Origin of the sequence: Urbifossiella limnaea (genome assembly GCF_007747215.1) — a bacterium.
Lineage (GTDB): Bacteria > Planctomycetota > Planctomycetia > Gemmatales > Gemmataceae > Urbifossiella > Urbifossiella limnaea.
Genome location: NZ_CP036273.1, coordinates 7,023,549 through 7,038,248, shown reverse-complemented (window position 1 = coordinate 7,038,248; position 14,700 = coordinate 7,023,549). Strand labels below are relative to the sequence as shown.

The following is a 14,700-nucleotide window of genomic DNA, read 5'->3' as shown; positions in this document are numbered from 1 at the left end:
ACGGCAACGGCCGCGTCCGTCGTCCCGGCCGCCGGGCGGCGACACGGGCCGCGGCAGTAACCTAAGATTCGGCACCGCCCTCGAAGGAAGGCACGATGACCCGGCCGTTCGAAGTCGACGTGGGGTACGACCCGACGGGGCGGGTGTGCGTGGTCGCGCTGGCCGGTAAGCTCGACCCGCCGGCGTGCGAGGTGTTGGAGCCGGAGCTGAACGCCCGGGTCGCCGCCGGGTGCCGGCACTTCGTCCTCGACCTCAGCGGGCTGCGGTACGTCGGGAGCCTGGGGCTGCGGGCGTTCGTGGCGCTGGCCAACCGGGTGCGCGGCGAGGGGGCGGTCGCCGCGTGCGGGCTGACCGGGGGGGTCCGCGAGGTGTTCGACATGACCAAGATGGGCGCGGTCCTCCGCATCTACGCCACGCGCGCCGACGCGGTGGACGCGGTCGTCTCGCGCTGAGCCGGGCGCGCCCGCGCCGGCCCCCGACCCGGTCGCACGTCTCCCGCCTCGCCACTCTGCCCCGGCGGCCCCCGGGTTCCCTATAATCCCGAATCCACTCCACCGCCACCACCCGGGGGGCCGACGCCATGCTCAACCGCATCGCCTACCGCGGCATTACCTTCGACGACGTCCTGCTCGAACCCGGCTACTCCGACGTCGTCCCCAAGGACACCAGCGTCCGCACCCGCGTCAGCCGCAACGTGACGATCAACGTGCCGATCCTGTCCAGCCCGATGGACACCGTCACCGAGAGCGAGCTGGCCATTGCCCTCGCCCAGGAGGGCGGCATCGGCATCATCCACAAGAACCTGTCGGTCCGGGACCAGACCCGCGAGGTGGACAAGGTCAAGCGGTCCGAGAACGGCATCATCACCGACCCCATCACGCTCCCGCCCGACGACACCGTCGGCCACGCCCGGCAGATCATGGAGGAGCACAAGATCAGCGGCGTGCCGATCACCGTGAACGGCGTCCTCAAGGGCATCCTCACCCGCCGCGACCTGAAATTCCTGACGGACAACAGCCAGAAGCTCGCCGAGGTGATGACGAAGGACAACCTCGTCACGGCCCCCGGCAACACCAGCCTGGCCGAGGCCCAGCGCATCCTGACGCAGAATAAGGTGGAGAAACTGCTCCTGGTGGACGATTTATACCGGCTGACGGGGTTGATCACGATCAAGGACGTGGACAACGCCGCCAAGTACCCGGCGGCGTGCAAGGACGAGCGCGGCCGGCTCAAGGTCGGCGCCGCGGTCGGCGTCCACGACCTGGAGCGGGCGGCGTCGCTGATCGCGGCCGGCGTCGACGTGCTGGTCGTGGACTCGGCCCACGGCCACAGCCGCAACGTCGTCGAGACGGTGCGGGCGATCAAGGCGAAGCACGCCATCGACGTGATCGCCGGGAACGTGGCCACCGCCGCGGGGGCACAGGCGCTCGCCGACGCGGGGGCCGACGGGGTGAAGGTCGGCATCGGGCCGGGCAGCATCTGCACGACGCGGATCGTGTCGGGCGTGGGCGTGCCGCAGCTGTCGGCCATCGCCGAGGCGGTGAAGGGGCTGGCGGGGACAGGCGTACCGGTGATCGCCGACGGCGGCATCCGGTACAGCGGCGACATCACCAAGGCGCTGGCCGCCGGCGCCCACGCGGTGATGATCGGCGGGCTGTTCGCGGGGCTCGCCGAGAGCCCGGGGCAGACGATCCTGTACCGCGGGCGGACGTTCAAGCAGTACCGCGGCATGGGCTCGCTCGGCGCCATGGTCGCCGGCAGCGCCGACCGGTACGGACAGGGCACGACCGGCGGCGGGCGGCCGGCCAACGGCAAGCTCGTGCCCGAGGGCGTTGAAGGGCGGGTACCGTACAAGGGGCACCTGGCCCCGTACGTGTACCAGTTGGTCGGCGGGCTGCGGGCCGGGATGGGCTACTGCGGCTGCCGGACGCTGGACGAGCTTCGGACCCAGACGCGGTTCATCCAGGTGACCGCGGCGAGTGTGCAGGAGAGCCACCCGCATGACATCGCGATCACGCAGGAAGCCCCGAACTACAGCACCGCGGACCTGGGCGCCGGCGACGGCGTCTAGCCTCGCCGTGCTCGCCGGCCTCCTCGCCGGGCCGGCCGCGGCCCAGCAGCCGCCCGGCTACCGGCCCGCGGCCGTGTACGGCTCGCCGTACCCGACCACCGCCGGCCAGCCGAACGTCTTCGCCCGCCCCGCCGCGCCGCAGGCCGCGCCCCAGTCGCAGGCCCAGCCCGCGCCGCAGCCGACCGGCACCACCGGCCGGCCGAACGCCGGCCCGCCCCCGGGCTACCGGCCCGTCGGCGGCTCCGTGCCGGCGGCGGCTAAGGGCGCCCCCGCCGGGCAGGTGATGTACTTCCACAAGCCGGCCAACGCCCTCGCCGCGGACGGCATGGCCGACGCCGGCGCCGTCGCGCAGGTGTCGGCGCCCCCGGTGCTGGCCCCGGTCGCCACGGACGCGCCGGTCGCCGTACCCGCGCTGCCGCCGGCCGTTCCCGCCGTGACCGAGCGGCCACTCCCCACGCCGCTGCCGGTGTCGTCGCCGGTGTTCACGTCCGAGCCGATACTCCAGGAGCCGGCCGCGCCGCAGCCCGCGGTGCAGCCGCAGCCCGCGGTGCAGCCGAAGACGCGAGTCTCGCCGAAGGAGGCGGTGCCGCTGCCGCCCGAGGTGACGCGCCTGCCCGGGCGGGACAAGATCTTCCTGATGTACGACGACGAGACGCTGCGGCGGGTGATCCTCGAGCAGGCGAAGAAGAACAAGGTGGGGGGCCTGATCGAATTCCCGGCGCTGCCGCCGGTGGCCCCGCCGGGCACCACCTACGTCAGCCGCACCGGCACCCAGCCGCCGCTCCAGGTGGTGTACGAGTCCGGGTTCGTCGTCCACCGCCGGCTCCACTTCGAGGAGAAGAACAGCGAGCGGTACGGGTGGGACCTGGGGCCGCTGAGCCCGCTGGTGTCGACGGCGGCGTTCTACCGCGACGTGCTGCTGTGGCCGAACAGCCTGGCGAGCGGGCTCGTCACCGGGTTCTGGGACACGAGCGCCGGCAAGTGCCTGCCCGGCAGCCCGGTGCCGTACTTGTGGTACCCGCCGGAGCTGACCCTCACCGGCACCGCCGCCGAGGCGCTGGTCATCACGGGGGCGGCGATCATCGTGCCGTAATTTGAAATTAGTCAGTTGGAATTTGGCTGACGAGCGGATCAGCCCCAAGACTGCTTCTTGGGGCTGATCCGCTCGTCAGCCAAATTTCCAATTTCTAATTACAAATTGCACCTTCCCTGCAAGTCTCCCCCCGCCCGGCGACATGATAGGGGTATGACCCCGCTCGCCGCCCTGTTCCGCCGGTCAGCCGCCGACCCCCGCGCCGACGGGCCGCTGCTCGCCGCCTTCGTCCACCACCGCGACGAGCCCGCGTTCGCGGAACTCGTCCGCCGGCACGGGCCGCTCGTGTGGGGCGCCTGCCGCCGGGCGCTCCCCGACCCGGCCGACGCCGAGGACGCCTTCCAGGCCACGTTCCTCGTGCTGGTGCGGCGCGCCCGCGCGCTCACCGCCGCCGGCACCGTCGGCCCGTGGCTGCTGAAGGTGGCGGCGCTCACCGCCCGCAACGCCCGCCGCAAGAACGCGCGCCGCCTCGCCCGCGCCGCGCCGCTGCCCGACCTGCCCGACCCGCGGCCGGTGCCGGCGGACGTCGACGACGTGCTGCTGGGGTTGCCCGAGCGCTGCCGGGCGGCGGTGCTGCTGACGCACCTCGAAGGCCTCACCCACCGCGAGGCCGCCGACCGCCTCGGCTGCGCCGAAGGGACGGTGTCGTCGCTCGTGTCGCGCGGGCTGTCCCGGCTGCGGGCGCGGCTCGGCGTCGAGGTCGCGCTCGGCGTCGCCGTGCCCGCGGGGTTGGCCGACGCCGCAGTTCGATCGGCGACGGCGGATCAACTCGCGTCCGCGTCCGCTTCGTCACTCGCCCGGGAGGTATTGCGCATGTTCTGGGTCCGCAAGGCGACCGCCGCCGGCTTCGCCACGCTCGTGGTTCTCGCCGCCGGGTTCGGCGCCGGGATGGCGGTGCGCGAGGCGCCGGCCGCCGGTCAGGACAAGGAGAAGGCCGCCGTGGCCAAGGGAGACGCACTGGGTGGCCCCAAGGCGCCGTACATCGTGCTCACCATCCGCGGGCTGCCGCAGGCCGGGGCGTCCCGGGGCGTGCTGGAGCCGTTCACGATTACCGAGTTTGACGAGAGGGGGAAGTGCCTGTGGAGCGTGATACCGGGCCGCGACCAGGCCGAGAAGTGGAGCACGACAGTGAAGCTGATCGAGCTCGACCAGGAGGCGATCATCGGCGGCGCGCGGGCGTACCTGACGCGGGTGCGGAAGGACGCCACCGCCCCCCGCGACCTGCGGGTGGTGATCGAGAACGACGCCCAGGTCGGCGGGTTCACGCTGGAGGGGTTCAAGGTCTGCCGCGACGCCGGGTTCGACACCATCCGCCTGACGGGCTACCTGCCGAGCGGCGGCGGCTTCATCCCGATGTTGAAGGTCGGGCCGAACGGCGAGGCGGAAGGGTACAAGCGCTACCGCGGCGAGCTCGTCGAGACGAAGAAGCTGCTCGCTGACTACGCGCAGATGCTGCGGACGTTGTGAGCGTGGGCGCGCGGCGCTACGGGGTTGGTAGCCGCAGGCGGAACTCGCGGCTACGACTGCCCCCCAGGTTGTCCCGGGGTAGACCAGCGCCACATCCACAGCCGATTCAGTCCGCGAACAGGAACTCGCTGCTGTTCAGCAGCACGCGGCACAGGTTCGCCAGCCCGTGACGCCGGGCGTACTCGCCCCACGCGGCTTCCTCCGCGGGCGTGGGCGCTCGGCACAGCACGCGCTCCGCGATCGCCCGCACGTCGCCCGCGGCGGCCAGGTGCTCGGCGTGGCGGAGCATGAACTTGTTGTTCCACAGCACCAGCGCCTGCGGCGCCCCCACCGACGCGCCCCGCGCCGGCGCCGACTGCGACGCGTCCGGGCAGTCCAGCGCCTCCAGCAGCGGGTCCGGCCGCGTGCGGAAGATGAACCGGTACACGCTCCGCCGCCGCGCCGCGGGGGCGTCCACGTCGAAGGCGTCGTAGTCGGCCTCGGGCGTGACGTGGATGCCCGGCTTGCTCGTGAAGTGCGCCACCGGCGGGCCGTACATCGTGAAGTCGAGCCGGCCGCTGACCAGCAGCACCGCGTCGCGCACCGTCTCGGCGTCGAGGCGGGAACGGTTCATCCGCCACAGCAGGCGGTTGTCGGCGTCCTTCGCCGCGGCGGCGGGGTCGTGCCGCACCGCCTGGCGGTAGGTGCTGCTCGTCAGGATCAGGCGGTGCAGCGCCTTGAGTGAGCCGCCGCGGTCGCGGAACTCGGCGGCGAGCCAGTCGAGGAGTTCCGGGTGCGACGGGACGCCGCCCATCGCGCCGAGGTCGTTCGGCGTGTCCACGAGGCCGCGGCCGACGTGGTAGTGCCACACGCGGTTGGCGACCACGCGCCACGTCAGCGGGTTGCGCGGGTCGGCGAGCCAGTCGGCTAGCGCGGCGCGGCGCTCGCCCTCGCTGGTCGGGTCGGCGAGTTGGAAGCGCGCCGGCAGCGCGGTGATCGCCTCGACCGTGCCCGGGTGCGCGAGTTCGCCGGGGCGCGTCGGCTCGCCGCGCTTCAGGACGTGGACGGGGCGCGGTGTCGGCGCCGGGCGGAAGCTGCCGTCCGCCGTGAAGCGGTTGGTGCCGCAGTAGACCTTCGCCGGCGCCGGCAGCGCCGCCAGTTCGGCGCTCAACCGGCGTTCCCAGGTCCAGCGCGAAAGCTCCGCCGTCTGCGCGTCGGTGCGCGGGTTCGCCGCCAGCGCCGCAGCCACGGGCGCCGGCAGCGGCTTCGTCGCCTCCGCGCCGGGCGTCGTGGTGACGGACAGGCGGAAGCGGCCGATCAGGTGGCCGCCGCCGTGCAGCTGGTCGAGCTCGACGGTCAGCGCGGTGCCGGCGTCGAACCCGACCGCCTTCTCGAACGCGAACACGGCCCGGTGCGGCTGGCCGACGGCGGGATAAATGCCCCAGGCGGTCGCAGCGTTGCCGTCGATGGCGCGGGGCACCGCCCAGCCGTCCTGGTCGAAGTCTGCGGCCGCGGCCGTCAGCTTCACCGCCACGGCCTTCGCGGGCTCGCCGGGCGGGTGCACCTTCACGCGCACCTCGGACAGGTGGAGGTTGCCGTTGTGGCACCGGCCCGGCCCCTTGTGCGGCAGCGAGTCGTCGCACAGCACCTCGACGCGCAACGCCGTCAGCCCGCCACGCGGCACCGTCAGCGTCGCGGTGTACGTGTCCTTCTCCGGCGTCGGCCCCGTGGCGAGCACGGACCGATCCGGCTGCGGCTTCAGCTGCGAACCCTGCTTCGAGCTGACCGCCACGGGCGCGACCACTTGCCAGCCGGCGTCGGGGTCGCGCAGCGCCGCCACCGCCGCGCGCCGCTCGGCCGTCAGCAGCGCGGGGTCGGCGCCCTTCAGCTCGCGCACCAGCGCCAGCTCGGCGGTCAGCGCCGCGCGCCGCGCCCCGACGGCGGGGTCGGCGTCGTACTGGCGTTCGGCCTTGTCCACGCCGGCGAACACGGCCTGCAGCGCGTAGTAGTCCTGCTGCGAGACAGGGTCGAACTTGTGGTCGTGGCAGCGGGCGCACCCCACCGTGAGGCCGGCGAACGTGGTCATCGTGCTGGTCACCACGTCGTCGCGTTCCAGGTTCCGGGCCGCAATCCGGTCGAGGCTGTTCTCGTTGATGTCGCGCAGGCCGCTCTCGTCCCACGGGCCGGCGGCGAGGAACCCGGTGGCGACCAGCGCTTGCGGGTTCCCGGGGTACAGCACGTCGCCGGCGACCTGCTCGCGCACGAACCGGGCGTACGGCGTGTCGGCGTTGAACGAGCGGATGAGGTAGTCGCGGTACGGCCAGGCGTTCGGGCGAAACCGGTCCTGGTCGTGGCCGTGCGAGTCGGCGTAGTGGGCCACGTCGAGCCAGTGCCGCGCCCAGCGCTCGCCGTAGCGCGGGGAGGCGAGCAGCCGATCGACGTAGCGCTCGTAGGCGTCCGCGGCCGGGTCGGCGAGGACGGTGCGAAGTTCTTCCGGCGTCGGCGGCAAACCGGTCAGCGTGATCGACGCGCGGCGGGCGAGCGTGCGCCGGTCGGCCTCCGGCGACGGCCGCAGGCCGTTGCTCAGCAGCTTCGCCAGAACGAAGGCGTCGATCGGGGTGCGAACCCACGTCGCGTGCTCGACCGGCGGCGCGGGAACGGGCGGGCGCACGACCGGCTTGAACGCCCAGCCCGCGGCGGGCGCCTTGGCAACGGGGCCGGCGTCGGCCGGGAGCGGCGCCTTCGCGGCGACCCAGCGGCGGAGGGTGTCGATCTGCGCGGCGGTGAGCGGGTCGCCCTCGGGCGGCATCCGCTTGGCGCCCTCGCTGCCGGTGACGTGGCGCAGGAGTGCGCTGTCGGCGGAAGTCCCGACGACGGTGGTGATGCCGGCGGCGGTGTCGAGGCGGAGGCCGCCGCGCTGCCGGGCGGGGCCGTGGCACTTCTGGCACCGCGCCTCAAAGATCGGCCGCACGTCGCGCGCGAAGTCCGGCGCCGGCGGCTGGGCCGAAACTGGCCACAGCGGCAGGGCCGCGAACCCCGCGATCAGAAGCCCCACCCTGGCGCGCATCCGCGTCCCCTCGGCGGTCGGGAGAACGACACCACGATACCCGACGCGGCGGGTTTGGCACACCCCGTGCATAACAGATCGGCGTCACACAACCTGTCGGGCCGGGAATCCCCGAGGCCCGCCGCCACATTCCCCCGCACGTCCCCCGACACGTTCCAGAAGGCCGGTGGCGAAAGCCGCCGGCTTCTTCTTTTGTGCCCGCGCCAATTACGGGGTGTGTTCGGCTCCTTCCGGTGGTGACGTGCGCAACCCAGTTCCGCGCGGCCGGCAACTCGCCCGCCGGCACCCCCGCTGCGTGAACCGCCTCCGCCCCCGCCGCGGAAGCGGTTTTCGCCCGCCGCGGCGGGTAAGAGTTGCAACCCGTGTACTTCCTTCACCCCGGAGGGACCCGCATGGACGCCGCCGACCCGACCACGCTCATCGCGTTACTTCTCGACCCGTGCCTGACCGCCGACGAGGCCCGCCGCGAGGCGGCCGCGACGCCGCGCCGGCGGCCCCCGCCCGACCCGCAGCCCCGCCGCGACTGGCACGACCGGCCCGAGGCCCACGCCTAGCGCCGTCGCCACACCAGCAGCGCCACCCCGAGCACCACCAGCACCGCGGCGCCGCCCGTCCGCGCGGACAGCTCCTCGCCGAGCACGGCGGCGCCGAGCAGCACCGCCACCACCGGGTTCACGAAGGCGTAGGTGCCGACCGCGGCCGGCGACGCGACCGTCAGCAGCCAGTTGTACGCCGGCAGCGCCACCAGCGCGACCGCGATCAGGTAGCCGAGCGCGACCACCGATGTAACGGTCACGGCGCCGGGGTCGAAGCGGCTGCCTTCGCCGATCGCCAGGCCGAGCGGCACCATCAGCACGCCGGCGGCGAGCATCTCCATGCCCGCGGTCCGCACCGGCGACGCGGGCAGCTCGGCGTACCGGTTCACCAGCGACCCGACGGCCCACGCCGCGGTCGCGCCGAGGAGCACCGCCGTCCCGACGGGGTGAATGCCGCCCGGCGCCGACAGAATTGCCACGCCGCCGAGCCCGAGGCCGATGCCGAGTGTCTCCCGCGCCCGCGGCCGGCCGCGCCCGCCGTAGCCCCAGTCCAGCACCAGCAGCCACGCCGGCAGCGTGGCCACGACCAGCGCCGCGGCCCCGGTCGGCACCGTCAGCTGCGCCCACGACACGCCGCCGTTGCCGCACACGAACAGCAGCACCGCCCCGGCGGCCGCGGCGCGCCAGTGCCGCGCCGTCGGCCGCGGGTCGCCTCGCCCCATGCCGACCGCGTACAGCACCGGCCCAGCAATGAGGAAGCGGGTGCCGGCCATCAGGAACGGCGGCACGGAGTCGATCGCCAGCCGGATGGCGAGGTACGTCGAGCCCCACAGGAAGTAGATGGCGGCGAACGCGAGCAGCAGCTTGAGGCGGGCCGGCGGCGGGTCGGTCCCCATCACACTCCCTTGCGGCGGGCGGTTCACCGATTGTACGGACCGGCCGCGAACGTCACGCCGCCCGCGGTGTGGTCGGCGACGACCGCGCGGCCCGCGGCGGCGGGGTTCGCCAGCAGCCACCGGGCCAGCGGCGCCACCACCTCGCGCTCCACCGTCCGCTGCAACGGCCGCGCCCCGTAGCGGGCGTCGAACCCGACAGCCGCGAGGTGCGCCACCAGCCGGTCCGTCCACGTCACGGTCACGCCGGCGAGGCCGTCGCGCCGCGCCACCGCGGCCAGTTCCCGGCACGCGATCCGCTCCACGGCGGCCGGGCCGAGCGGGTCGAACGTCACCACCGCGTCGAGGCGGTTGAAAAACTCGGGGCGGAAGAACGCCATCGCCGCCCCGGTGTAGTTCACGCCGCCCGACGGGCCGAACCCCACCGCCCCGCCGCGGCCGGCGCCGAGGTTCGAGGTCATCACGATCACGGCGCTGCGGAAGTCGGTGACGCGGCCGTACTGGTCCGTCAGCCGGCCCTCGTCGAAGACGCCCATCAGCGCGTCGAACACCTCGGCACTGGCCTTCTCCACCTCGTCCAGCAGCAGCACGCAGAACGGCTCGCGGCGCACCCGCTTCACCAGCTCGCCGGGCTCGCCGTGCGGCGGGCCGAGGAGGCGCGCCGCGGCGTCGAACCCGCCGTACTCACTCATGTCGAGGCGCACCAGCCGCGGCGCCTCGCCGGGCCGCTTCGCCGCGTCCTCGCCGTGGCCGTACAGGTACTCGGCGAGCGCCTTCGCCAGCTCGGTCTTCCCCACGCCCGTCGGCCCGCAGAACAGCAGCACCGCCGGCGGCCGGCCGGGGTCGGTCACGCCCGCCTTGATCGCCGTCACCACGTCCGCGGCCGCGGCGCACGCCGCCGGCTGGTCGATGACGCGGCCGGTGAACCACCCCAGCACGTCGACGCGATCGAGGGTGCGTTCGTCGCGCAGCAGCAGGTCCGGCAGGCCGGTGCGGGCGCGGAAGCGGGTCACGGCGGCGTCGGCCGTCACCTCCTTCACCCCCTTCCGTGCGGTGGCATCGACCAGCTCGCGGGCGAAGCCGGCCGCCGGGCCGGGGAACGGCGCGTACGGCTGGAAGCGGCGGAACAGCCGGACGATGCTCTCGCCCGTCCCGCGGCCGACGTTCAACCCCGGCCCGGACGCGGCGGTGGCGAGCTGCTTGTCGATGACGGCCAGCGCCGCGGCCGGCTCGAACGCTCGGACCGGCACCACCTGGAACAGGTCGGCGAACCCCGGCAGCAGCCGGCGGCAGGCGTCCAACTCCGCGGGCGTGGCCTCGGCCGCGACGCGCACTTCCCCGCGCGCCAGGTACGGCGCCAGGAACGCAGCGATGCTGTCGCCGGGGCCGGTGCCGCCGCGGCGCACCAGGTCCAGCAACCGATCGACGCACAGCACGCCGCCGATCTCGCCGAGGTCGGCGACGACCTGCTCGACGCGCTCCTCCCACTGGCCGAGGTACTTCATCCCGGCCACCAGCCGGCCGGCCGACGTGAGCCAGAACCGCCGCTTCCCGCCGCGCCGCTCGGCGTCCTTCACCGCGTCGGCCAGCAGCGTGGACTTGCCGACGCCCGCGTCGCCGACCAGCAGCACGCTCGCCGTCTCGTCGTGCAGGGTCTTCGCCAGTGCGGCGACTTCCGGCTCGCGACCCCAGGCCCGGGCGAAGCCCTTGCGGGCGGCGCGGTCGCCGAGCGGCTCGGCGACGCGGGCCAGCGTCTCGGGCGCTTCCTTCACGGCGGCGCCGGCCTCGCGGACGCGGACGGGGAGCGTGTCCAGGTCGGCCTCCGCGGGCGGGAAGAAGCCGGCGACCTGCGCGGGCGTCAGCCCTTCGAGCTTCTGCAGGGTGTACCGGCGGACGAGGTCCGGCAGCTCCTTCGCGTCGGGGTAGTCGAAGCGGTAGCCGAGCTGCGGCAGGTCGGCGGCCGGCTGCCCGCTCGCACGCACCGCGGTGACGACGAGGACGCGCAGGTCCACGGCCTCGGCGCTCGGGTGGAGGCGGTCGCCGGTGCGGTACTCGGGGCGGACGGCGACGCGGACCCAGCGCAGCTCGGGGTCGAGGAAGTCGGGCGGCGCGACCCACGGCCGGTGGCGGTGCTCCCACGTCAGGAAGTCGCGCAGGTCGGCCTTCGCGTCGGCGGCGGACGACCCGAACCCGACGGCGCCGTGGTCGAGCGCGGCGGCGTGGCACCCCCCGGCGGGGTCGCGGTAGACGACGACGGGGTAGCGGACGGTGGGCACGACTTCCCTCTCCCGCCGCTCGCGGAGGTGCAAGCCTCACGCGCGCGGCAATGCCGTCAGGGTGAACGCCCGCAGCTGGTCCGCCGCGTACGGCGGCGGCACGACCAGCCCGGTGCGCACGTCGAACACCGGCTGCCCCTCGGGGTACACCCGCACGACCGGGCCGAACCCCGCCGGCGCCGCGGCCGGCCAGGCGTCGAGCACGTCCACGCGGACCGGCCACGGACCGCCGTGCGTCGGCAGCACCAGGTGCGTGCCGACTTCTGTCTGCGCCAGTTCCCGGGCCGCGACACCCTTCACCTGGAAGACCACGTCCGTAACCGGGAGCCCCGCCGGCCGGCTACTCACCACCTCGACGCCCAGCCCCGCCGCCCACGCACTCATGAAGAACCGCGCGACCGGGGCCGAGGCGCCGTCGCCGCCGCCGAAGCCGCGCAGCCACAGGAACGTCGGCCGGTCGTCGGGCGCGGCGGAGGCCGTGAGCGCCAGCAGCGCCAGCCGGTTCTCCAGTTCGAACAGCTCGCCGTCGGCGTCGGCCGGCTCGGCGTCCAGCATCAGCTCGTGGACCGCCTCCTCCATCGACACCGCCGACAGGAACGAACGGTACGGCTGCTGGGCCTCGTGGTTGACGCCGAGCCGCGTCCGCTTGAGCGACCGGTAGCGGTTCTTGCGGCCGACCGCCTCCGGCTGCCGCGCCACGACGTTGAAGGCGCGCTCGCCGCGCGCCTCGACCCGCTCCAGGTCGGCCGCGACCGTCCGGGCCTGGTCTTTCAGCGCGAAGTAGCGCTCCTGCTCGGCCGTGACGCGCCCCGCCACCACCCCCGCCCCCGGCCGCAGCGCCGCGACGCGCCCCTCGATCCGCTCCAGCGCCAGCCTCGCCGCCCTGGCGCGGTCGGCGGCGGGCAGCGGTTCCGCCGCGGGAAGCCGTTCTGCCCAGCCCGGGGCGGTCACGTCCACCGCCAGCGCGCCCGCCTCGGCGCGGACGCTCACCACGGTCAGCTCGCCGGGCGCCAGCTTCGCCAGCGCCGCAGCCGCGGGGCGCGTCAGTTCGCGCTCCACGGCGCGCTTCATGGCCCGCGCCCCGAGCGCCGGATCGTACCCGGCGTCGATCACCCGCTCGACGGCGGCGGGCGTCACGTCCAGGGCGCAGCCGCGCTGCGCGAACCCGGCCCGCCCCAGCACGCCGTCCACCAGCCGCCGCGCCACCGCCCCCAGGTCGGCGCGGCTCAGCTTCCCGAACGGCACCACGCGGTCGAGGCGGTTGAAGAACTCGGGCCGGAAGAACCGTTCGGCCGCCCGCACGAACGCCCGCGGGTCGTCGGCGGCGCCGAACCCCAGCTTCCCCTCCGCCTCGCGGACGCCGATGTTCGACGTGAGGATGACGACGGCGTTGGTGAAGTCGGCGGTGCGGCCGAGGGCGTCGGTCAGCCGCCCCTCGCCGAGCAGTTGCAGCAGCAGGTCGAACACCTCGGGGTCGGCCTTCTCCACCTCGTCGAGCAGCACCACGGCGAACGGCTGGCGGCGGATCGCGGCGGTGAGGAGCCCTTCCGGACGGGCAAAGGTGCCGACCAACCGCGCGGCCGCGCCGGGGTGGTTGAACTCGTTCAGGTCGAACCGCACGAGCCGGTCGGCGGTGCCGAACAGGACGCGCGCCGCGGCCTTCGCCGTTTCCGTCTTGCCGACGCCGGTCGGGCCGACGAGGAGGAACGCGGCCAGCGGCCGGCCGGGGTCGTTCAGCCGGGCCTTGGCGATGCTCACCACGTCGGCCAGCGCCTCAGCGGCCTCCGGCTGCCCGACCACCTGCCTGGCGAGCTGGTCGCGCACGTCGTCGCGGTCGAGCCGGGCCTTGGGGTCGAGGAACGCCAGCGCCAGGCCGCTGCGGGCGACGACGTCCGCGAGCACGTCGTCGCGGGTGATGCGCGGCCGGTCCTTCGCGTCCGGCACGCACTGCTCGGGCTTCGGCTTCGCGGCGCGGGCCGCGAGGCGGGTGAGCACGGACGCACCTTTCCCGGGGAAGGCGGCGGTGCGGTCGTAGCGGCGCTGGGCGTCGATCACCGCGGGGAGCACGTCGAGGCCGAACAGGCAGTCGTGCTTCCCTTCGAGGCGGCGCTGGACGCCGACCAGGGTGCGGAGCGTGTCGGCGTCGGTCGGCTCGCGGACGGGCAGGACGTGGAACAGGTCGGCGAACCCGCGGTCGCGCTCGCGCAGGACGCGCAGCCCGTCCGGCGTGATCTCGCCGAGGACGCGCACGGCGCGGTCCTCGAGGTACGGCTTGAGCAGGTTCGCGGCGCTCAGGGTGCCCTGGCTCGTCACGCCGGCCTGGAACAGGCCGATCAGGTCGTCGAACAGGAGGACGTGGTCGCGCTTGCGGGCGTGCCGCAGGATCGCCAGCAGCCGGGCCTCCCACTGGCCGACGTAGCTCATGCCGGAAATCAGCCGCTGCGGCGACACGAGCCACACGTTGCCGCGCTGCACGTGGACGTGCTTCCGCTCCGCGACGCGGTTGAAGGCGCACTCGTGAACGACCGCCGTCTTGCCGACCTGCCGGGGGCCGACGAGTAGCACCGGCCGGCGGTCCGGTGCCGCCAGCAGGCGCGACAGCTCGGCGACCTCCGCGGCGCGGAAGGCGGCGCGGTCGAGCTCGTCGGGGTAGAGCCAGTCGAGGCACCGGCCGACGCGGCGCAGCTCGCTCGCCCCGTCGGGCTCGCCCGCGCCGCCGAGCATCAGAAACGCCAGCGGGTCGGCCGCCTTCACCACCGCCGGGACGCGCGCCGACACGTCCATCACCTGCACCCACGCCTTGCCGGTCAGCGCGTCGGCGACGGGGTTCACGTCGTCCGGCTCGTCGGCGTCGCGCTCGGCGGCGCGCCAGTGTTCGTCGAGCGCGGCCTTGGCGCGGTCGGCGAGCGCCTCGCCGCGGGCGACCTCGAACCACACGTCCGGCACCGCCGGGGTGAGCGCGAGCCGCCGGCCGAGGTGCTCGAAGGTGACGAACAGGAACTTGCCGCGGAACTTGCGGCGGCGCAGCTCGACTTCCAGGGCGAGGCGGTGCTGCGCGACCGGCGGCGCGAACGCCCAGCGGGCGGCCACGTCCTGCCGGTCGGCGCGGGCGTCGAGCTCGATCGCCCGGACGACGTCGCCGGCGAGCCGGGTGAGGAGGCGGTTGAGGTTGGTGTCGGTGCGGGCCGGGCGCGGGACGAACAGCGGCCGGGCGGCGAACCCGGTCTTCGATTCGGCGACGTAGATGGGAACGCGGAACCGCATGGGAGGAACCCCGTCCGGGGCTCGAGGCTCCGCCGCTCGCGGCGAACGCCTCGA

General features: G+C 74.4%; 9 protein-coding genes. 5 read left to right on the top strand and 4 right to left on the bottom strand.

The annotated features are described in order from the left end of the window. The first annotated feature begins 95 nt into the window (after positions 1 to 95). From ETAA1_RS28560 to ETAA1_RS28545, 4 genes are all read left to right on the top strand, one after another. Positions 96 to 452, top strand: a complete 357-nt coding sequence (locus tag ETAA1_RS28560) for an STAS domain-containing protein (protein ID WP_145244021.1) — start codon at positions 96 to 98, stop codon at positions 450 to 452. A gap of 128 nt (positions 453 to 580) precedes the next feature. Beyond that, entirely contained in the window at positions 581 to 2,071 is a 1,491-nt protein-coding gene (guaB, locus tag ETAA1_RS28555) for an IMP dehydrogenase (RefSeq protein WP_145244020.1), read from the top strand. A gap of 7 nt (positions 2,072 to 2,078) precedes the next feature. Continuing rightward, positions 2,079 to 3,164, top strand: a complete 1,086-nt coding sequence (locus ETAA1_RS28550; protein WP_145244019.1) for a hypothetical protein — start codon at positions 2,079 to 2,081, stop codon at positions 3,162 to 3,164. Positions 3,165 to 3,317: 153 nt separating this feature from the next. Continuing rightward, entirely contained in the window at positions 3,318 to 4,631 is a 1,314-nt protein-coding gene (locus ETAA1_RS28545; RefSeq protein WP_145244018.1) for an RNA polymerase sigma factor, read from the top strand. A 106-nt stretch (positions 4,632 to 4,737) separates the two neighbouring features. On the opposite strand, the gene ETAA1_RS28540 is transcribed toward ETAA1_RS28545, so the two are convergent. Continuing rightward, a complete protein-coding gene (locus ETAA1_RS28540; RefSeq protein WP_145244017.1) occupies positions 4,738 to 7,677 on the bottom strand; it encodes a DUF1549 domain-containing protein in 2,940 nt (979 codons plus the stop codon). A gap of 392 nt (positions 7,678 to 8,069) precedes the next feature. Between ETAA1_RS28540 and ETAA1_RS32510 the strand changes: the two genes are divergently transcribed. Beyond that, positions 8,070 to 8,231 (top strand): hypothetical protein, encoded by a 162-nt coding sequence (locus tag ETAA1_RS32510; RefSeq protein WP_202920483.1) that lies wholly within the window; start codon positions 8,070 to 8,072, stop codon positions 8,229 to 8,231. On the opposite strand, the gene ETAA1_RS28535 is transcribed toward ETAA1_RS32510, so the two are convergent. The 3 genes from ETAA1_RS28535 to ETAA1_RS28525 are packed head-to-tail and all read right to left on the bottom strand — an operon-like array spanning position 8,228 to position 14,646. Next, complete coding sequence (locus tag ETAA1_RS28535) at positions 8,228 to 9,109, bottom strand: EamA family transporter (RefSeq protein WP_145244016.1); 882 nt, start codon at positions 9,107 to 9,109, stop codon at positions 8,228 to 8,230. The two genes, ETAA1_RS32510 and ETAA1_RS28535, sit on opposite strands and share 4 nt — an antisense overlap. 23 nt (positions 9,110 to 9,132) lie before the next feature. Continuing rightward, positions 9,133 to 11,382 (bottom strand): AAA family ATPase, encoded by a 2,250-nt coding sequence (locus ETAA1_RS28530; RefSeq protein WP_145244015.1) that lies wholly within the window; start codon positions 11,380 to 11,382, stop codon positions 9,133 to 9,135. Positions 11,383 to 11,418: 36 nt separating this feature from the next. Beyond that, positions 11,419 to 14,646, bottom strand: coding sequence for an AAA family ATPase (locus ETAA1_RS28525; RefSeq protein WP_145244014.1), 3,228 nt, complete (start codon positions 14,644 to 14,646; stop codon positions 11,419 to 11,421). Between the last annotated feature and the right edge of the window lie 54 nt (positions 14,647 to 14,700).